The sequence below is a fragment of the Paraburkholderia sp. BL17N1 genome, from assembly GCF_003634175.1.
Classification (GTDB): domain Bacteria; phylum Pseudomonadota; class Gammaproteobacteria; order Burkholderiales; family Burkholderiaceae; genus Paraburkholderia.
The window spans coordinates 4,298,412-4,317,767 of record NZ_RBIW01000001.1 but is presented as its reverse complement, the minus strand read 5'-3'; the positions used below and the strand labels follow the sequence as shown (position 1 = coordinate 4,317,767).

Sequence of the window (19,356 nt, the reverse complement as noted above, 5' to 3'; positions counted from 1 at the left end):
ATAATCGGGTCTCGGCGCACAGCATTTGTGTCGAAAACGCATCAATGAATGACCACACTCACGGACCCGGAACGATGACCCCAAGCGAGCTTTTCGCCTTGCTGCCGGACATGGCGGTTTTTGCGCGCGTCGTCGACGCCGGCAACTTCTCGGTGGCGGCGCGGCAACTCGGCAGCACGCCGTCCACGGTCAGCCGTCAGATCAAGCGGCTCGAAGACGCGCTGGCGAGCCGGTTGCTGGAGCGCTCCACGCGCACGGTGCGGGTGACGGAATCGGGCGCTCAGGTGGCGCGATTCTGTCGCGACATGGTGAGCGCCGCGTCGGGCGCGGTCGACGCCGCCGGGCAATTGGCGGGCAGGCCGCAAGGCAAGGTGAGCGTGAGCGCGCCGACCCAGTTCGCGAGGTCGGTGGTCCACCCGCTGATTGCCGGCTTCTTGCGCGCTTACGACGAAGTGGATCTGCAACTCCTGTTCACCGATCACGACGTCGACCCGCTCGCCGACGATGTCGATCTGGTGATCCGCCTGACCGAGCATCCGCCGCAGGGACTCGCGGGGCGCCGGTTGGGCGCGGTGCGCTGGCTGCTGGTGGCGACGCCGGCGTATTTGCGTGAGCGCGGCACACCGGCGCAGCCACGCGATCTGCAGAAGCACGCCTGCATTTACCTCGGCGAGACCGCCGACGACAACCGCTGGCGCTTTCGTCGCGGCACGGAGACACAGAGCGTCGACGTGAAGGGTCGCTACATTGCCAATCATGCCGGCGCGCGACTCGAAGCCGCGCTGCAGGACTTCGGCATAGCGTGTGTACCGGAATTTGCAGCCGTTGAATCGCTGCAGAGCGGCGAACTCGTGCAGGTGCTGCCCGACTGGAATCTCGAAGCGCGCGCCTACGTCGGTTCGGTGTGGCTGCTGTATCCACCGAATCGTTTTCTGCCGCCGAAGGTGAGGGCATTGATCGACTACCTCGTCGAGCATCTTCACGACACGCTCGATACCGCATGAGAACCACCGTGCGCGCGACGAAAGTGGAATCGCCCGCGTAATTCATGATTCAATGCAGTCCCAGTGATTCGATCGATGACGAGGAGAACCAGCATGAGCACGCGCGAAACCGGGCCGATTGCGGCGACGGTCTACCGTGGCGCTTCGATTGAGAACACGCATGTGGCGCACGTCGCGGTGGTCGATGCGAGCGGCCGCGTATTGGCGTCGTTCGGCGATCCGTCACGCGTGACGCTGGCGCGTTCCGCGGCGAAGCCTGCGCAAGCGTTGGCGGTGTTGGAGACCGGCGCACTGGAGCGTTTCGGTTTCGACGAAGCCGACCTTGCGCTGATGTGCGCCTCGCACAGTAGCGAAGCGCGCCATATTGAACGCACGCGCCAGATGCTGGCCAAGGCGCAGGCGAGCGAAGCCGATTTGCGCTGCGGCGGCCATCCGCCGTTATCCGACGCCGTCTACATCGACTGGCTCAAACGCGACTTCAAGCCGGGCGGCGTATGCAGCAACTGCTCCGGCAAACACGCGGGCATGCTGGCCGGCGCGCAATCGATCGGCGCATCGATGGAGGGGTACGAACGACCCGATCACCCGATGCAGGTGCGAGTAAAACACACGGTCGCGGACGTCTGCGATTTACCCGACGAAGCGCTGCAATGGGCGACAGACGGCTGCAATCTACCGACACCGGCTTTTCCGCTCGATCGCCTTGCACGCCTGTTCGGGAAACTGGCCGCCGCACAAGACGACGTATCGTCGAACGCACAGTCCGTCACAGCGCGCACGACGGCGCTCGCCCGAATCTACCGCGCGATGACAACGTATCCCGAGTGGGTAGCGGGCGAGGGCCGTTTCTGCACGCAGTTGATGCGGGCTTTCGACGGCGCGCTGGTCGGCAAGGTTGGCGCGGACGGCAGCTACGCGATAGGCGTCCGTACATCGGAGCAGACAAAGAACGCGGGCGCGCAAGGCGCGCTGGGCCTCGCGATAAAAATCGAGGACGGCAACGTCGGCATACTGTACGCGCTAGTCGCGGAAGTACTCGCGTTGTTAGACATCGGAACGCTGGAGCAACGAACGAAACTCGCGGCGTTCCACGCCCCGAAGATGTTGAACACAATGGGCATCCAAACGAGCCGAATAACATACACGATCGCACTCACCCGCGCACCGAACGCCGCCGCTCGCTGAACGACCGCAACGGCGCGCGCAGCGCCGCCGGAAGAATGACGCACTTGTCACTGAGGCGGAATGCGCGAGAGCACAGATTCCAGATGCACCACTACCGCGGCTGCGCGGGGGACCCGCTTATGGGCTGGCGGTGTAAAGCCGCTTTCTTTGCCTACTTTCTTTGCGGCATGCAAAGAAAGTAGGTGCCGCCCCGCACAGGGGCAACGCCAATAGATGACAAAGAACTCAAGGAAAGGCCAACAAAACTTAGGAAAACAGACAAAAAACCCCACTCAAGCAGCAACCCCACAACCCACAACCCCAACCGCATTCCGAATAGCGTCCGCCAACTCCGCCGCAGCAAACTTCGCCACATACCCGTTAGCCCCAGCATTCTTCACATGCGCCTCATTCGCAGCACCAGTAAGAGAAGAATGAATAATGACTGGAATATCCCTCATCCGCTCATCAGCCTTGATCTGCCGCGTGAGCATAAACCCATCCATCTCAGGCATCTCAAGATCCGTCAAAACAAGCGCAATGCTATCCTTGACACGAGTCCCATTAGCCTGCGCCTCACGCGCAACCTGCTGCAAGGTATGCCAAGCCTCTTCCCCGGTCTTGGTCATCACATAATCCGCGCCAATAGCACTCAAAGCCTGCTCAATAAGCTTCCGGGCAAACCCGGAATCATCCGCCGCAAGAATCTTCGCCCCCTGCGGAATCCCCAACGCATCTCCAACTGAAGTCGGATCCACACTAGGATGCTGTGACGGAAACACATCCCGCAAAACCTGCTCGACATCGATCACTTGCGCCAAGCGTGAATCCCCGGTATTCCCATCGATCCGCGCAATGCTGGTAACCAGGTTGCCCCCAGCCGCACCTTCGGCGGACAACACCTGATTCCACTCCAGCCGCACGATATCGTCGACCTCTTCAACCGCAAACGCCTGGGTCGACCGCGCAAACTCCGTCACCAGCAAAATATTCAGCCCGCGCGTGGGCTCACACCCCATCAGCCGCGGCAAGTCGATTACGGGAATGATCTGGCCGCGAATATCCACCGCGCCCATCACGAACGGCGACGAACCGGCGATCGGCGTAACCGTCGGCATCGTCGAGATTTCCCGCACCTTGAAGACGTTGATGCCATAAAGCTCGTGCGCGTCGCTGCCGGGCACCGAGCCCAGGCGGTACAGCAATAACTCGAACTTGTTGGAACTCGTCAGATTGCTGCGTTCATCGTTCGCGCGGTTTTCTACTGCCATCGAATCTCTCCAGGATTGCGGTGCGTGTGATGCGCCATCCAACCGTGTCGTTCGATGCTGGCGCGCGCCCTACCTTTCTGTTATCGGCGCGGCGCACGGAAAGTTCAGCGATTCCGCACGGTTTTCCTTACATCCTCTGGTTAACACGCAACCGATATCGAGGACGAGGCGACACGAACACATTGGCCGCAATACAGGCCTGTCAAGGCATTGATATGAAGGTTACCTGCCGTTACAGAAGCGACAGCGTCGTATCACATGCCGCACGGCGCGCCTCATAGAATTCACAGCGATTAAAGCGTGGTGCCGTCAGCGGCCCGCAAGCCGACTGCAAGGAAAGCACGTAGTCGGCCCGACGCCTGAGGCGCACACGCATCGCCGTCGTTTCGCTTCCACCCCAAGGAGAACGTATGATCCGCTTGCCTCTCGCCACTATCACCAGCGCCTGCATGGCTGGACTGCTCGTCGTCGCCGGCGCGGCCAACGCTCAAACAACGCCGGCGGCACCGGCAGCGGCCGCGGCAGACGCCGGCCGTCTGCATGCCGCCGACCAGACGTTCATCGCGGACGGCACCAAGGCCATCGCGACGCAACGCGACGCCGCGCGCATTGCGACCTCGCGCTCTACCGACCGCGACGTCAAGGCCTTCGCGGAGCGCGTCTCCACTGACAACGCGAAAATCTCCGACGCACTGCGCGCGGCGAGCCCACGCGGCGTCGACGTGCCGAAGAACGATCCCGACGCGGCCGTGCTCGCGAGCATCAACAATCTGCGTGGCGCCGATTTCGACAAAGCGTATATCGAACAGGTCGCGCTCGCCGGCGAACAGAAAGCGCTGTCGGCATTCCAGGCGGAAATCGCCTCGGGCCGCGACGAGCAGTTGAAGGATGCGGCGAAGAAGGCATTGCCGACGATCCAGGAACACTACGCCATGGCGCAGGATCTCGCCAAGCGTAAGCACCTGCCGACCGCGCAGTAAGCGGTTGAACGCGCGTCACGTTGCGGCGTGACGCGCGGCCGTCTGGATGCGTGGTTTTCGGCGATAATCGGCTTCGCTCTTTCGAGTCCGCTGCGCGCCTGGTCTTGCACGGCGCCCGCAACCCGAAAGCTCTCACGATTTTCACGCGCATTCGATCGAAGCTCTCCGCATGAGCAAGCCCGCCAATCTGCCGCAACAGCTGGACCATATGCTTCGGCAAGCCGTCGCGCTTCAACAGAACGGCGCATTCGCCGAGGCCGAAGAACTCTATCGCGAGATTCTCGAACTCAAGCCCCGTCATTTCGACGCGTTGCAATTGCTCGGCGCGTTGGCGCTGCAAGCGGGCCGCCTGCAAGAGGGCGTCGAGTTGCTCAGAAAAGCGCTTGCCATCAATGCGAAACAGGCGCCGCTTCATTCGAATCTCGCCTATGCGTTGAACGCCTTGCAGCGTTTCGACGAAGCTCTCGCGAGCGCCGATCGCGCATTGGCTTTACAGCCGCAATTCCCCGACGCCCTGAATAACCGCGGCAACGCGCAAGCCGGTCTGAATCGTCCGCTCGATGCGCTCGGCAGCTTCGATCGCGCGATTGCACTGACGTCGGATTTCGCGCAGGCCTGGAACAATCGCGCGTGCGTGCTGCGCGATCTGGGCCGTCCCGCCGATGCGCTCGCAAGCTGCGATCACGCGCTCGCGCTGCAACCGAATTATCCCGACGCGTGGAGCAATCGCGGCAATGCGTTCAGCGACCTGAATCAGCCGGCGGAAGCGGAACGCTGCTACCGTCGCGCGCTCGAGTTGGCGCCGGCATTCGCCGATGCCTGGAACAACCTCGGCCTCACGCAGATCGATCTCAACCAGCACGCGCTCGCGCTCGTGAGTTACGAACGCGCACTGACCGTGAATCCGGATGCTGCGGAAACGCATTGGAACGAAGCACTGTGTCTGCTGCAAATGGGACAGTTCGAAGCCGGCTGGCAAAAATATGAATGGCGCTGGGAGCGCAGCCGCATCAAGGCAAGCCGGCGCAGTTTTGCGCAGCCGCTGTGGCTGGGCGATTTTTCGATCGACGGCAAGACGATTCTGTTGCACGCGGAGCAGGGTCTCGGCGACACGCTGCAGTTCTGCCGCTATGCCGCGCAGGTGTCGAAACTCGGCGCGAAGGTCGTGCTCGAAGTGCCGCGCGAGTTGATGCGTCTCATGGCGACGCTCGACGGCGTGGACCAGTTGGTCGAAGCCGGCCAAACACTGCCGTCGTTCGATTGTCACTGCCCGCTGCTGAGTTTGCCGCTCGCATTCAAGACCGGCCTCGACAGCATTCCATCGGCAACGCCCTATCTTTTCGCTGACGCCGAAGCGGTTCGCCGATGGCGCGACCGCCTTCACGCGCAAGCAGACGCGCGCCTCAAAGTCGGACTCGTGTGGGCCGGCGGAAACCGTCCGCATGTCGCGGAACTGCGCAAGAACGATGCGCGCCGTTCGATCGCTTTCGCGCAACTCACGCCGCTTCTCGACGTGCCGAACGTGCAGTTCTTCAGCCTGCAAAAAGGACCGGCGGCGCGGCAACTCGACAGCGCCGCGCGGGGCGAACATGTGATCGACTACACAGAAGAACTCGACGACTTGGCGGACACCGCGGCATTGGTGGCGAACCTCGACCTGGTGATTTCCGTGGACACGTCCACCGCGCATCTGGCTGGCGCACTCGACAAACCGGTCTGGATTCTGAACCGCTTCGACACCTGCTGGCGGTGGATGCTGGAGCGCACGGATACGCCCTGGTATCCGCGCGCCCGCCTGTTCAGACAACCGGCGCTCGGCGATTGGGACAGCGTGGTGCAAGCCGCGCGTGATGCGCTGAACGCATGGGCAGCGGGCGCGGCGCATTCACGATAAGGACCCCGCTCGCACCCGCCACGATCCCTGCTCGCTGGCCGACGCAATTGCTCTGACGCGCGTAGACTGAACGTCCGCTTATCGACGGCTAAGCCATGGGGAGTCATCAATGGAATACAGACATCTGGGTGCGTCCGGTTTCAAGGTGCCGGTACTGAGTTTCGGCACGGGCACGTTCGGCGGCAAGGGCGAGTTCTTCCAGGCGTGGGGCGCGACCGACGTCGCCGAAGCGCGGCGTCTGCTCGACATCTGCTTCGATGCTGGCGTCACCATGTTCGACACCGCGGACATCTATTCGACCGGCGCGTCCGAGTCAGTGCTCGGCGAGGCGCTCAAAGGTAAGCGCGACAAGGCGATCATTTCGACCAAGGCGACCTTCCGTTTCGACGACGGCCCGAACAGCGTCGGCTCGTCGCGTTTCCATCTGATCCGGGCCGTGGACTCGGCGCTCAAGCGCCTGCAGACAGATTACATCGATCTGTTCCAGTTGCACGGCTTCGACGCCAGAACGCCGATCGCCGAAGTCATGTCCACATTCGACGATCTGGTGCGCGCGGGCAAGATCCGCTACACCGGCGTGTCGAATTTTTCCGGCTGGCATCTGATGAAATCGCAGGACGTGGCGGACCGCTACGGCTATCCGCGCTATGTCGCGAATCAGACCTACTACTCGCTGGTCGGCCGCGATTACGAGTGGGAGTTGATGCCGCTCGGCATCGATCAGGGCGTGGGAGCGGTGGTGTGGAGTCCGCTCGGTTGGGGGCGTCTCACCGGCAAGATCAAGCGCGGCCAGCCGCTGCCCGATTCGAGCCGCCTGCATAAAACTGCCGGCATGGGGCCGCCGGTGCCGGACGAATATCTGTTCCGCGTGCTCGATGCAATCGATGAGATCGCGGCGGAAACCGGCAAGACCGTGCCGCAGATTGCGCTGAACTGGCTGCTGCAGCGGCCGACAGTGTCGACGGTGCTGATCGGCGCGCGCAACGAGGAACAGTTGCGGCAGAACCTCGGCGCGGTGGGCTGGAATCTGACGCCCGAGCAGGTGGCGAAGCTCGACGAGGCGAGCGCCGTGCGTCCCGCGTATCCGTACTGGCATCAGGAAGGATTCGTGGAGCGCAATCCGAAGGCGGTGTAAGCGGGCCTTCGCCCGAAGGCACGCTGGCTGAACATGTCGAGTTCGAGCGGATGCGACGGAACGCCCTGCGCTTTCGCGAACTCGCGCATCGTCGCGTAGCCGATGTGTCCGGCTTCGGCGAGAGACTGTGCGCTGAGTTTGCCGATACCCGTAGCGGCGCCCGCCGCGAAGATGATCTGCTTCTGCATTTTTCTTCTCCGATCGACGAGAGTGGGGCGGCTCGTCGGAGCCCGCCCAGACAAAAAACTTATCGAGCGCGTCAGGCAATGCCGCCGTTGGCGCGCAGAATCTGGCCGTTGACCCAGCCCGCGTCCGGACCCGCGAGGAACGCCACCACCGACGCGATGTCGTCCGGCTGGCCGAGGCGTTGCAGCGGCGGCATCTTCGCGAAAGTCTGAATCTGTTCTTCGGTCTTGCCGTCGAGAAACAGTGACGTCGCGATCGGACCCGGCGCCACGGCATTGACGGTGATGCCGCGGCCGCGCAGCTCCTTGGCGAACACATGCGTGAACGCCTCGACCGCTGCTTTCGTCGCGTTGTAGATCGCATAGCCCGGCATGTTGAGCGCCAGCGTGGTGCTCGAAAAATTGACGATGCGGCCGCCGTCGTTCAGGCGCGCCGCAGCTTCGCGCAAGGTGTTGAAGGTGCCGCGTACGTTGATGTCGAAGGTCTGGTCGAAGAGCGCGTCGCTGGTGTCGGCGAGCGGCACGGTCTTGAGCACGCCCGCGTTGTTGACCAGCACGTCCACCTTGCCGAGCCGCTGTTCAGTGAGTTCGAACAGCCGGCGCACCTCGTCGGCGTTCGATACGTCGGCTTTCACCGCGATGGCTTTGGCGCCGGCCGCCGTAAGTTCGGCGACGAGCTGATCGGCTTCGGCCGAGCTGGATGCGTAATTGACCGCAACGGCGAAACCGTCCTTGGCCAGACGTTGAGCAACCGCTGCGCCGATGCCGCGCGATGCGCCGGTGACGATTGCGACCCGAGCGTTGTTGAGCATGTTCACGATTCGCTTCCTTGAGTCCGATGAGTGGGTGAGATAAATCATGGACGTTTTCGACACCTAGATAATCGGGGTAGACTTGGTATTACCATTCCATTTGCTTTAACAATAGCCCGTGCCGACCTCCCTACCGGCGCCACACACAGGCAACAACAGGCACCGACCATGGATCGTTTCGAGGAAATGCGGGTTTTCATCCGGATCGCCGAGCGGCAAAGCTTCACGCGCGCCTCGGACGATCTGCAGATCCCGCGCGCCACCGTCACCAACCTGATGAAGCGCATGGAGCAGCGGCTCGGCGCGCGGCTGCTTGAACGCACCACGCGCACCGTGCGTCTCACGCACGACGGCGAGGCGTATTACCGCCGCTGTGTGCGTCTGATCGCCGACATGGAGGAGGCCGAGGGCTCGTTTTCGAACCTCGCGCCGAAGGGTCTGTTGCGGGTGAATTTGCAGGGCACGCTGGCGCGGCATTTCGTGGTGCCCGCGCTGCCGGCGTTTCTCGCGCGCTTTCCGGGCATCGAACTGACCATCGGCGAAGACGACCGACTCGTCGATCTGGTGCGGGAAGGCGTGGACTGCGTGTTGCGCGCGGGCAATCTGCAGGATTCGTCGATGGTGGGGCGCCGCGTCGCGCAACTGGCGCAAGTGACGGTCGCGAGTCCGGCGTATCTCGCCGCGTTTGGCGAGCCGGCCGAGCCGTCGGCGCTGTCCACGCATCGGGCGGTCAACTACGTGTCGAGTGCGACCGGCAAGGCCGTGCCGCTCGAATTCAGCGTGGCGGGCCGCGAGGTGGCGATGGTCCTGCCGTCGGCGGTATCGGTGAGCGGCACCGATCTCTACACCGGCTCGGCGCTCGCCGGGCTCGGCATCGTGCAGGTGCCGCAATACCGGGTGGCGGCCGAACTGGCGACGGGGCGGCTGAAAATCATCCTTGCGGACTTTCCGCCGCCGCCCATGCCGGTGTCCGTGCTGTATCCGCAGAACCGTCAGTTGTCGTCGCGGGTGAGGGTGTTCGCGCAGTGGCTGCGCGATATTTTCGAAGCGGCTGCGGCGACGTCGGGCGGCGCGCTGTGAACGCGCTCGCTTAGGCGGCCGTGCGGCGCGGAGAAATCCTGAACCGGGCCGAGCGGCACGATGCCGGTCGGGTTGATGCCGCGATGGCTCTCGTAGTAATGCTGTTTGATATGCGCGAAATCGACGGTCTTCGCAATGCCGGGCAACTGGTAGATGTCGCGCGTATAGGCGGACAGATTCGGGTAATCGGCGATGCGGCGCAGATTGCACTTGAAGTGGCCGACATACACGGCGTCGAAGCGGATCAGCGTTGTGAACAGCCGGATATCGGCTTCGGTGAGTTGCGCGCCGGTCAGATAGCGCTGTGTCGCGAGTTGCGCTTCGAGCCAGTCGAGCGTTTCGAACAGCGGTGTAACGGCTTCTTCGTAGGCTTGCTGCGTGGTGGAAAAGCCGGCCTTGTAGACGCCATTGTTCAGCGTGTCGTAAACGCGCGCATTGATCGCGTCGATTTGCGGACGCAACGGCGCCGGATAAAAATCGCCGGGTTTCGCGCCGATGCCGTCGAACGCCGAATTCAGCATGCGAATGATTTCCGACGATTCGTTGCTGACGATCGTGGCCCGCTGCTTGTCCCACAGGATCGGCACCGTGACGCGGCCGCTGTAGTGAGGATCGGCGGCGGTATAGACCTGGTGGAGCAGCTTTGCGTGATTGACGCTGTCGGGCACGACGCCGGGGCCGTCCGCGAAGGTCCAGCCGTTCTCCAACATCAGCCAGTGCACGACCGAGACATCGATCATTGCTTCGAGGCCCTTGAGCGCCCGCATGATCAAGGTGCGATGCGCCCACGGGCAGGCGAGGCTCACGTACAGGTGGTAGCGTCCCGCTTGCGCTTCGAAGCCGCCGCTGCCGCTCGGACCTGGCGAGCCGTCGGCGGTGACCCAGTTGCGGAACGCCGCGTCCTTGCGCACGAAACGGCCTCCGGTCGAGTGGGTGTCGTACCAGCGGTCCTGCCATTTCCCGTCCACTAAAAGTCCCATGTCGCTGCTCCTTGTGCGTGCGCGTCGGCGTGCTACGGCCGTGCGCAATGAATGTTCCAGACGCGGCGCCGGCGGCGTTTGCGGTGACGCGTCGGCGGCTCGTGCGGCTTTTCCGAAAGCTTACGCGAACTGTGCTCGCCACCGACGCTGCCGTCATATCACCATTGTGGACTGGCGTCGACGCTTTGCCGTACCATCGTTTCGTCGAACTCGTTCGAAGGAATGGAACATGTTGTCGGAAGATGAACTGGCTTTGCTCGACGCGATTCGCGAGACCGGCAGCCTGTCGCGCGCGGCGGCGCGCCTCGGCAAGGCGCCGTCCACGGTCTCGCACGCCGCCCGGCAACTGGAGACGCGCTTCGACGCGCTGCTGTTCGACCGGCGCCGCTACCGCTTGCAACTTACGCCCGCCGGCCAGCTTCTCGCGGATGAAGCCGCGCGATTGATGCTCGACATGTCGCGCATGACGCAGCGCGTGAAGCAGATTGCGAGCGGCTGGGAAGACCGTCTCTGGATCGTCACGGACGAGATCATCGAATTCGAACTGCTGATGCCGGTGGTGCGCACATTCGATGCGCTCGACTCCGGCGTCAAGCTGCGCTTTACGCACGAAGTCTTGAGCGGCACCTGGGAGGCGCTGCGCGACGGCCGCGCGGATCTGATCGTGGGCGCGACCAATGAGCCGCCGGCGATTCCCGGCCTGCGCTGGTTCGAACTCGGCGTGATGGAATGGGTGTTCGCGGTGTCGCCGCGGCATCCGTTAGCGGCCGTCGAGGGACCGCTCGGCCGTGAGCGAATCCTCGAACATCGCGCGGTGGTGGTGGCGGATTCATCGCGTGCGACGGCGGGGCGTGCTTATGGTTTGATCGGCGGACAGGCGTCGCTGGCCGTGCCGTCGATGCGCGCAAAAATCCTGGCGCAGCGCGACGGCCTCGGCGTGGGCTGGTTGCCGCGTCAGCGCGTCGCGTCGCTATTGAAGCAGGGCGAGCTGATCGAAAAGGCCACGGCCGATCCGCGCGAACCGAACGTGCTGTACGTTGCGTGGCGCGGCGATCATGAAGGGCGCGGGTTGCAGTGGTGGCTCGAACAGTTGCGGCAACCGCGGCTGGCGAAGCGCCTTGTGCGCGGCGTCGATATGTCGATCGGCGCGTGACGCCCACGCCGTTGGTTCGCGCCTGAGCGGCGTTTTTTATGCAGCCATTAGCCGCGTCTCGTGGGATCATACGCGCCGTGCTGGGCGATTCTGCTTTCCGCACGGTACGCAACAAGAGGAGCAGGGCGATGATCGATGGACTGGTGGGCGGGCGGCTGTACGGCGAGGCGCAGATTCGCACGGGGCAGAACGGTAGGCGTTTCGTGACCTGCAAGGTGCGCGCGGCCACCAACGACGGCGACACGATTTTCGTCAACGTAATCGCTTTCGACGACGACGTGCAAACCGCGCTGCTCGCGTTGAGCGACGCGGACAGCGTCGCGCTGAGCGGCACCTTGACGCCGAAAGTCTGGACCGACAAGAACGGCCTCGTCAAACCGGCCGTGGACATGGTCGCCCACAAGCTGCTGACGGCTTACGAAGGCCGCAGCGAAGCGGACGAATGAGCGCTGCCCGGCGGCTTGCCGCTGGCGTCCCTGAGATACTCGACGAAGCGGTCCGCCACAGGTTCCGCGTCGCCGCTCCTGCGCAACAGCAGCACTTGCGACATCAGCGTTTCGCTCATTAGCGGCAAGAAGCCGACACGCGGATCGTGCATCTGACGCAACGTGTACGGCACCAGCGCCACGCCCATGCCGAAGCCGACCATCGTCACGACGGTCTGCCACAAGCGCGCCTCGTGGCGAATCAACGGACTGAAGCCCGCTCCCACGCACTGCGCGATGATCAGATCGTGATAATGCGGCGACACGGTGCGCGGAAACAGAATGAAGGGCTCCTGCGCCAACGCGCGCAGATCGACCTTGCGTTTGCGCGCCAGCGGATGAGCGGCGGGCAGACAGCACAGGAACGGCTCGGAAAAGATCGGCGTGGAAATGACGTCGGCCGGGAAATTGCCCCAATGCGCGCAGCCCATGTCGATCTGCATGCGCTGGATCGCGTGCACCTGTTCGCTGGTGTTCATCTCCTTCAGGACGATTTCGACGCCGGGGTAATCCGCCTCGAAACGCTTCACCGCCTGCGGCATGCCGCGATACAGCATCGAATTCACGAAGCCGATTCGCAGGCGGCCGGCAAGGCCATGGGCCGAGCGAACCGTCATGCGTTCCGCCTCGTTCGCCTGCAATAACAGGCGGCGCGCTTCGCCGAGCAGCACCTGGCCGGCATTGGTCAGCGACACCGTTTTGTTGGTGCGCGCGAGCAACTGCACGCCGAGTTGCGCCTCGAACTTGCGAATGTCGAAGCTGAGCGCCGGCTGCGAAATGAACAGCCGCCTGGCCGCGCGGCCGAAATGCAGTTCTTCGGCGACGGCCACGAAATAGCGCAATTGCTTCAGGTCCACGGCTGTCTCCTGCTTGTTGATCGATAAGCTGCGTCTATCGTACCGGATATAAGTTGTATTAGACGATTATCGACGCCGCTCATATGCTCCTCTCACAAGCACTAACGTGCATAGCAGGGTAAGGAGACACGCATGAGCGAAATCACCGCGCAGCCGGCACACGGCTCGTCCAACATTCCCGATAGCCGGGGCATCAATTTCTTCACCAGTGATCCCGACTTCGCGCGCCTTCTGAAGCTGCATCTCGGCGACACGCTGTTTCGGGAACTCGAAAGCCAACTCGTGTCGCTGGGTCAGCGTGCTTCCGAAGAACTCGACGTATGGGCGCTTTCCGCTGACAAGAATCCACCGCAATTGCACCATCGCACACGGCGCGGCGAAGCGCTGCAAAGTATCGACAAGCATCCCGATTACGTCGCGCTGGAGCGGGTGGCTTACGCGGAGTTGGGGCTTGCCGCAATGAGCCACGAGACGCGCGACGGCAAGAAATCGCCGCCGCCGCTCGTGAAATACGCGCTGACCTTCCTGTTCGTGCAGGCGGAATTCGGCCTGTGCTGTCCCGTGAGCATGACCGATTCGCTCACGCGCACGCTGCGCAAATTCGGCGCGCCGGAACTCGTCGCACGCTTTCTGCCGATGCTCGCCTCACGCGATTTCGACACGTTGTTTCAAGGCGCGATGTTCATGACGGAACAGGCGGCGGGCTCGGACGTCGCGCGCATTGCCACGCGTGCGTCGCGCGAAACCGATGCGAACGGTGACGAAACGTGGCGTCTGTACGGCGACAAATGGTTCTGCTCGAACGCCGACGCCGATCTCGCGATGGTGCTCGCGCGTCCCGACACGGCGCCCGCCGGCATCAACGGACTCGGACTGTTCCTGCTGCCGAAGACGCTCCCGGACGGCTCGCGCAACCGCTATCGGATCGTGCGCCTGAAGGACAAGCTCGGTAGCCGTTCGATCGCGAGCGGCGAGATCGTGCTGGAAGGCGCGCTCGCGTATCTGATCGGCGAAGTGGGGCGCGGTTTTCATCAGATGGCCGACATGATCAACATGTCGCGTCTGTCGAACGGCGTGCGCGCCGCGGGTTTGATGCGCCGCGCGCTGACCGAGGCGCTGCACATTGCGCGTAATCGCGAAGCGTTCGGCCGCAAGCTGATCGATATGCCGTTGATGCAGCGTCAGTTGCTCAAGATGATGCTGCCCGCCGAACAGGCGCGCTCGATGTTCATGCGCATTGCGCTGCTGCTGGAGCAGGCCGATGCCGGCGACCGGCAAGCGGCGAAATGCGTGCGCATTCTCACACCGCTCATCAAGTTCCGCGCCTGCCGCGACGCGCGCCGCGTGACCGGCGATGCGATGGAAGTGCGCGGCGGCACCGGCTATATCGAAGAATGGAGCGACGCGCGGCTCGTGCGCGACGCGCATCTCGGCTCGATCTGGGAAGGCACCAGCAACATTGTCGCGCTCGACATCGCGCGAGCCGCGAAACGCGACGGCGCGCTGGCACCGTTGCGCACCTATCTGCAGGATCTGCTCGGCGCGGCAGGATTGCCGCCGGCCAGCCTCGCGTTGCTGCGCACGACACTCGCGCGGGCGTGCGATGCGCTGGCGAGCGTCGCGGATTCGGGCCGCGACGAGTGGGTTCGGCAGGCGGGCACCGCGTTGTATCACGCGAGCGCCGCCGTGTTGATGGCGTGTGAAGGCGTGCGTCTCGCGCCGGATTATCGGCGTCTCGCACTCGCGCATCTGGTGGTGCGGCACAAACTGCTGCCATTCGATCCGCTGGCCTTGCATTCGGAGACGGATGAAAGCGAAGTGATCGACACGTTGGTCAACGGCCGCAGCGTCACGCTCGAACAGGCACTGAAACTGTTGCCGCAAGGGAGCGAGCAATGACCGCACCGCTCGCCAACACCGGCACGCAAGGCGCATTGCAAGGCCTCAAAGTCGTCGATTTGAGCCGCGTGCTCGGCGGCCCGTACTGCACACAGGCGCTCGCAGATCACGGCGCCCAGGTCATCAAACTCGAACCGCCGGACGGCGACGAAACGCGCGGCTGGGGGCCGCCGTTCTACGGCGACACCGCGTGGTACTTCGCGGGCGTGAATCGCAACAAGCAGGGCATCGCCGTCGATCTCTCGCGTGAAGAAGGCCGCGCGATCCTGTGGAAGCTGCTCGAAGACGCCGACGTGCTGGTCGAAAACTTCAAACCCGGCACGCTCGCGCGCTGGGGCATGGACTACGAGCGCGATCTGAGCGAACGTTTCCCGAAGCTGATTCACTGCGCCGTGTCGGGGTTCGGTCCCGATGGTCCGCTCGGCGGCTTGCCCGGTTACGACGCCGCGATTCAGGCGATGACCGGCCTGATGAGCGTGAACGGCGAGCGCGACGGTCCTGCCACGCGCGTCGGCTTGCCGATCGTCGACATGGTCACCGGACTGAACGCGCTCGCCGGCATTCTGCTCGCACTCGCCGAACGCGCGAAGAGCGGCCGTGGCCAGTCGATCGATATCGCCTTGTATGACTGCGGCGTCTCGCTGCTGCATCCGCATCTGCCGAACTATTTCGGCTCGGGCCGCACGCCGCAGCGCAGCGGCAACGCGCATCCCAACATCACGCCGTACGACAGCTATCGCACCGCGACCGCACCGATCTTTCTCGCGGTCGGCAACGACCGGCAGTTCGCGAAACTGTGCGCGCATCTCGGCGCGCCCGAACTCGCCGACGACCCGCGTTACGTCGACAACCGCAGCCGCTGCGCGCATCGCGAGCCGCTGAGGGCCGCGCTCGAAAGCCTGCTCGCCGCGCACGAGTGCGAGCCGCTCGCGCATGCGCTGATCAATGCGGGCGTGCCATGCGGTCCGGTGCAAACCGTCGATGTCGTGGCGCGCCATCCGCATACCTTGCATCGCGGACTGGTGGTCGAGATGGGCGAGTATCGCGGCACCGCATCGCCGATCAAGTTGTCGCGGACGCCCGCCACCTATCGCAGCGCGCCGCCGTCGCTCGGCGCCGATACGCGCGACGTGCTCGGTAAATTGGGCATCGACGCCGCGACCCAGCAGCGTTTGCTGGAAGCAGGCGTGCTCAAAGCTTAGACCGCGCAGTTCCCGGCGACGGCACGCAAAAGCCGCGCCACATCCAGAAAAAAGACCTTGGAGACAGAGACATGAATCGCGAGCAGGACGACCACGCCGCCGGCCGGCAACCGACACGCGCCGCAGCCGCCGCGTTTGTCGGCACCACGATCGAGTGGTACGACTTTTATATCTACGCCACGGCGTCCGCGCTGATATTCGGCAAGCTGTTCTTTCCCGGCGGCGATCCGTTTTTCGCTACACTCGCTTCGTTCGGCACCTTCGCGGTCGGCTTCTTCGCGCGACCGTTCGGCGGGCTGGTATTCGGCCACCTGGGCGACCGCATCGGCCGCAAGAAAGCGCTTGTCGCGACGCTGGCGATCATGGGCATCGGCACCGTCGGCATCGGCTTCCTGCCGACCTATGCGAGCGCCGGCGTGTGGGCGCCGGTCCTGCTCGTGCTGTTGCGGGTCGCGCAGGGCATTGCGATCGGCGGCGAGTGGGGCGGCGCGGTGCTGATGGCGAGCGAACATGCACCACAAGGACGGCGTACGTTCTTCGCGTCATTTGCGCAACTCGGCAGTCCGGCGGGCCTGATCCTGTCGCTGCTCGCGTTCCGCGCGGTGGCCTCGATGGACAAGGACGCGTTTCTCGGCTGGGGATGGCGCCTGCCGTTTCTTGCCAGTGCTGTGCTGCTGGTGGTCGGACTGCTGATCCGCGCGGGTGTCGATGAATCGCCGGAATTCAAGGCGCTCAAGGCGCAACGTCGCGTGGCCGCGCTGCCCGTCGCCGAAGTCGTGCGCGACGCGTGGCGCACGCTGTTGCTGTGTCTCGGCGCGAACGTGATCGGCGTGGCCGGCGCCTGGTTCGTCAACACGTTCATGCTCAATTACACGACGCAAACGCTCGGCCTCGACCGTTCGTTGATTCTCGATTGTCTGTTCGTGGTGGCGTTCATCCAGTTGTTCACGCAACTGGGCTCGGGGTGGTTTGCACAACGTATCGGCACAGGGCGGTTTCTGAAGGGCGCGGCCGCGCTGGCGATGCTGTCGCCTTATCCGATGTTCGCGCTCGTTTCGACCGGGCGGCCGGTGGCGATCGTGATCGGCATTGCACTGGCGGTGATGTGCATGTCGAGCTCCTACGCGGTGATGGCCGGCTTCATGTCGACCGCGTTTCCCGTGCGCGTGAGGTATTCGGCGATTTCGCTGTCGTATCAGGTGTGCGCCGCGCTGGCCGGCGGTCTGACGCCGCTGATCGGAACGTTGCTCGCGCATCGTTATCCGGGTGCATGGTGGCCGTTGGCCGTGTTCTATAGTGTTCTGGCCGGGGTATCGCTGGTGTGTATCGGCACGCTGGAGCGTCGCAAGCGCGGCGCGGCGCACGGCGTCGTCGAAGCGGTCTAGCCGGTCGGCGGACGGGCCGTGCGGGGAACACGAGGTAATTCGTCGGTCGTGGTTAACCCCACGTCATAATTGGCCCACATAATGTCATCCTCAACCGCGCAAAAGCCGCCTACCATCAGGGCGGGCGGCAAAAAAAATGTCGGGGGGAAGTCATCATGAATCGCTATCGTTCGCTGGGCGTAGTGACGGGCGCGGCGCAGCTCGCCAGCGCCGATGTTCTGTGCCGCTTGACCGCTGCCTGGGACCGGCCAGGCGCGGCGCGGTCCTACGATCTGATTCTCGAGCAGCGGTCCTGGCAAGGGCCGGCCTCGCAGAGCGAGGCGAACGCCCAGTTCAAGATTCACGTGTTCGACACCATGCGCGCGTTTGAAAAGCGCGGCGTCGAGGCAATCGTGCTGCCATGTTTCCTGAGCCATACCTTCATCGAAGAACTCTCGGCGAACGTCGCCGTGCCGGTCGCCAACATCATGACGGCGCTGTCGGCGCACGTGCGCCAGGCGTTTCCGTCGGTGCGGCGGATCGGCGTGCTGACTTCAGACGCCATCCGCGATAACGGTCTTTTCGAGCGTTATTTCGACGCCACGCGGTTCGACGTCCTGCATCCGCGCAACGAAGCGGGCGTCGATTGCGTGACGAGCGCCGTCTATAGCGATGAAGGCATCCGCAACGGCCGTCTCCATGGACGCCCGGTCGAGTTGCTGCGCGCGGCGTGCGCGGACCTCATCGCACAGGGCGCGGAAATCATTCTGCCGGGTCTCGCTGAAATCGCGCTGGTCGCGCGCGCGCTCGGCCGGCTCGACGTGCCGCTCGTCGACGCCAATCTGGTCTACGCGCGCTACGTCGCGGCAGCTCAGTTTTCGCAGCACGAGCGGCGCTTCAAGGTGGGCGTGCTGGGCGGCGTCGGGCCGGCGGCGACGGTCGACTTTCTGGGCAAGCTGGTGCGCAATACGCCCGCCGCGTGCGATCAGGACCACATCAAGATCATGGTCGAGCAGAATCCGCAGATTCCGGATCGCACCGCCGCGCTGCTCGGTAACGGCGACGATCCGACGCTCGCACTGTATGCCGCCTGCAAGACGCTCGAGAACGGCGGCGCGGATCTCATCGCGATTCCGTGCAATACGGCGCATGCGTTCGTCGAGCGGATCCAGCCGTCGCTCAGCATTCCGATTGTGAATATGCTGACCTGTACCGTGGATTATCTGCACGAGAACTTTCCGGGGCTGCGTGAAATCGGCGTGCTCGCCACTTCAGGGACGCTCGCGAGCCGCGTCTATGAACGGTCGCTTGAAGCGCGGGGGCTCGTGCAGGTTGCGCCTGGCGAGGCGGCGCAGGCGCGGCTGATGAGTGCCGTCTATGGGCCGAAAGGCGCGAAGGCGGGCTTCACGTCGGGCGAGTGTCGCGACGATCTCGCCGCTGCCGTCGACGATCTGGTTGCGCAAGGCGTGCAGGTGATCGTGCTGGGCTGTACCGAGTTGCCGCTGTTGCTGCGCGATGCGACGCTGGCGTGCGCGGGTGGCTTGGTCGTCAGGCTGGTCGATCCGACCGAGGTGCTGGCCCGGCGGTGCGTGGCGTATGCGCTTGGGGAAAGCGGTGCGCTGGATGCGACGCCGCCGGCTGCGATGCCGTCAGTGGGCCGATCAGCGCGGAAAGCGTTTGGCGTCAACCGCGACGCGCTCGTGCCGACCTCTCGCCGGCTTGCAAAAGCCTAGCGCGACAGCGGCTCTCATTCCCGCGCCGCTTCGAACGGCTTTAAACCCTTCTCATCCCGATCGGCACAACGCTTGCTGCCGTGCTCAGCGGCGCGCGTTTTTCGCCGCCGGCCACCGCCTGACGCGCCTCCCAGGCACCGCTTTGCCGCGTCGTGGAA

General features: G+C 63.9%; 17 protein-coding genes. 12 read left to right on the top strand and 5 right to left on the bottom strand.

Annotation, left to right across the window (positions count from 1 at the left end):
* Positions 1 to 74: 74 nt before the first annotated feature.
* Positions 75 to 1,004, top strand: a complete 930-nt coding sequence (locus B0G82_RS19335; RefSeq protein ID WP_121308481.1) for a LysR family transcriptional regulator — start codon at positions 75 to 77, stop codon at positions 1,002 to 1,004.
* 93 nt (positions 1,005 to 1,097) lie between these two features.
* On the top strand, positions 1,098 to 2,189 hold the full coding sequence (locus B0G82_RS19330; RefSeq protein ID WP_121308480.1) for an asparaginase: 1,092 nt from the start codon (positions 1,098 to 1,100) through the stop codon (positions 2,187 to 2,189).
* Positions 2,190 to 2,461: 272 nt separating this feature from the next.
* Here B0G82_RS19330 and B0G82_RS19325 read toward each other — a convergent pair whose 3' ends face one another.
* Complete coding sequence (locus tag B0G82_RS19325) at positions 2,462 to 3,439, bottom strand: chemotaxis protein (protein ID WP_121308479.1); 978 nt, start codon at positions 3,437 to 3,439, stop codon at positions 2,462 to 2,464.
* A 410-nt stretch (positions 3,440 to 3,849) separates the two neighbouring features.
* Here B0G82_RS19325 and B0G82_RS19320 point away from each other — a divergent pair, with 410 nt between their 5' ends.
* The 3 genes from B0G82_RS19320 to B0G82_RS19310 all read left to right on the top strand — a co-directional run bounded on the left by B0G82_RS19320 (position 3,850) and on the right by B0G82_RS19310 (position 7,448).
* Positions 3,850 to 4,419, top strand: coding sequence for a DUF4142 domain-containing protein (locus B0G82_RS19320; protein WP_106285008.1), 570 nt, complete (start codon positions 3,850 to 3,852; stop codon positions 4,417 to 4,419).
* Between the two features lie 169 nt (positions 4,420 to 4,588).
* The gene (locus B0G82_RS19315) at positions 4,589 to 6,313 is read left to right on the top strand and encodes a tetratricopeptide repeat-containing glycosyltransferase family protein (protein ID WP_121308478.1); all 1,725 of its coding nucleotides are present in this window, start codon (positions 4,589 to 4,591) and stop codon (positions 6,311 to 6,313) included.
* 109 nt (positions 6,314 to 6,422) lie between these two features.
* A complete protein-coding gene (locus B0G82_RS19310) occupies positions 6,423 to 7,448 on the top strand; it encodes an aldo/keto reductase (RefSeq protein WP_116142398.1) in 1,026 nt (341 codons plus the stop codon).
* On the opposite strand, the gene B0G82_RS19305 is transcribed toward B0G82_RS19310, so the two are convergent.
* Both B0G82_RS19305 and B0G82_RS19300 read right to left on the bottom strand, forming a co-directional pair.
* Positions 7,409 to 7,636 (bottom strand): hypothetical protein, encoded by a 228-nt coding sequence (locus B0G82_RS19305; protein WP_121308477.1) that lies wholly within the window; start codon positions 7,634 to 7,636, stop codon positions 7,409 to 7,411. The two genes, B0G82_RS19310 and B0G82_RS19305, sit on opposite strands and share 40 nt — an antisense overlap.
* A 71-nt stretch (positions 7,637 to 7,707) precedes the next feature.
* Positions 7,708 to 8,451, bottom strand: coding sequence for an SDR family oxidoreductase (locus B0G82_RS19300; RefSeq protein WP_121308476.1), 744 nt, complete (start codon positions 8,449 to 8,451; stop codon positions 7,708 to 7,710).
* A 162-nt stretch (positions 8,452 to 8,613) separates the two neighbouring features.
* Between B0G82_RS19300 and B0G82_RS19295 the strand changes: the two genes are divergently transcribed.
* Complete coding sequence (locus B0G82_RS19295) at positions 8,614 to 9,525, top strand: LysR family transcriptional regulator (protein WP_121308475.1); 912 nt, start codon at positions 8,614 to 8,616, stop codon at positions 9,523 to 9,525.
* On the opposite strand, the gene B0G82_RS19290 is transcribed toward B0G82_RS19295, so the two are convergent.
* A complete protein-coding gene (locus B0G82_RS19290) occupies positions 9,438 to 10,505 on the bottom strand; it encodes a glutathione S-transferase family protein (RefSeq protein WP_241974630.1) in 1,068 nt (355 codons plus the stop codon). The two genes, B0G82_RS19295 and B0G82_RS19290, sit on opposite strands and share 88 nt — an antisense overlap.
* 229 nt (positions 10,506 to 10,734) lie before the next feature.
* On the opposite strand from B0G82_RS19290, the gene B0G82_RS19285 reads away from it, so the two are divergent.
* Positions 10,735 to 11,658 carry a LysR family transcriptional regulator gene (locus B0G82_RS19285; protein WP_121308474.1) on the top strand — a complete coding sequence of 308 codons (924 nt, stop codon included), beginning with the start codon at positions 10,735 to 10,737 and terminating at the stop codon, positions 11,656 to 11,658.
* 128 nt (positions 11,659 to 11,786) lie between these two features.
* Positions 11,787 to 12,104, top strand: coding sequence for a single-stranded DNA-binding protein (locus tag B0G82_RS19280; protein WP_121308473.1), 318 nt, complete (start codon positions 11,787 to 11,789; stop codon positions 12,102 to 12,104).
* On the opposite strand, the gene B0G82_RS19275 is transcribed toward B0G82_RS19280, so the two are convergent.
* The gene (locus tag B0G82_RS19275) at positions 12,074 to 13,000 is read right to left on the bottom strand and encodes a LysR family transcriptional regulator (RefSeq protein ID WP_121308472.1); all 927 of its coding nucleotides are present in this window, start codon (positions 12,998 to 13,000) and stop codon (positions 12,074 to 12,076) included. The two genes, B0G82_RS19280 and B0G82_RS19275, sit on opposite strands and share 31 nt — an antisense overlap.
* 132 nt (positions 13,001 to 13,132) lie before the next feature.
* Between B0G82_RS19275 and B0G82_RS19270 the strand changes: the two genes are divergently transcribed.
* The 4 genes from B0G82_RS19270 to B0G82_RS19255 all read left to right on the top strand — a co-directional run bounded on the left by B0G82_RS19270 (position 13,133) and on the right by B0G82_RS19255 (position 19,198).
* Positions 13,133 to 14,899, top strand: coding sequence for an acyl-CoA dehydrogenase family protein (locus B0G82_RS19270; RefSeq protein ID WP_121308471.1), 1,767 nt, complete (start codon positions 13,133 to 13,135; stop codon positions 14,897 to 14,899).
* Positions 14,896 to 16,101, top strand: coding sequence for a CaiB/BaiF CoA-transferase family protein (locus B0G82_RS19265; protein ID WP_121308470.1), 1,206 nt, complete (start codon positions 14,896 to 14,898; stop codon positions 16,099 to 16,101). Before B0G82_RS19270 ends, B0G82_RS19265 begins: the two co-directional genes overlap by 4 nt.
* Positions 16,102 to 16,172: 71 nt before the next feature.
* Positions 16,173 to 17,486, top strand: coding sequence for an MFS transporter (locus tag B0G82_RS19260; RefSeq protein WP_121308469.1), 1,314 nt, complete (start codon positions 16,173 to 16,175; stop codon positions 17,484 to 17,486).
* 155 nt (positions 17,487 to 17,641) lie between these two features.
* On the top strand, positions 17,642 to 19,198 hold the full coding sequence (locus tag B0G82_RS19255; protein WP_121308468.1) for an amino acid racemase: 1,557 nt from the start codon (positions 17,642 to 17,644) through the stop codon (positions 19,196 to 19,198).
* Positions 19,199 to 19,356 lie beyond the last annotated feature (158 nt).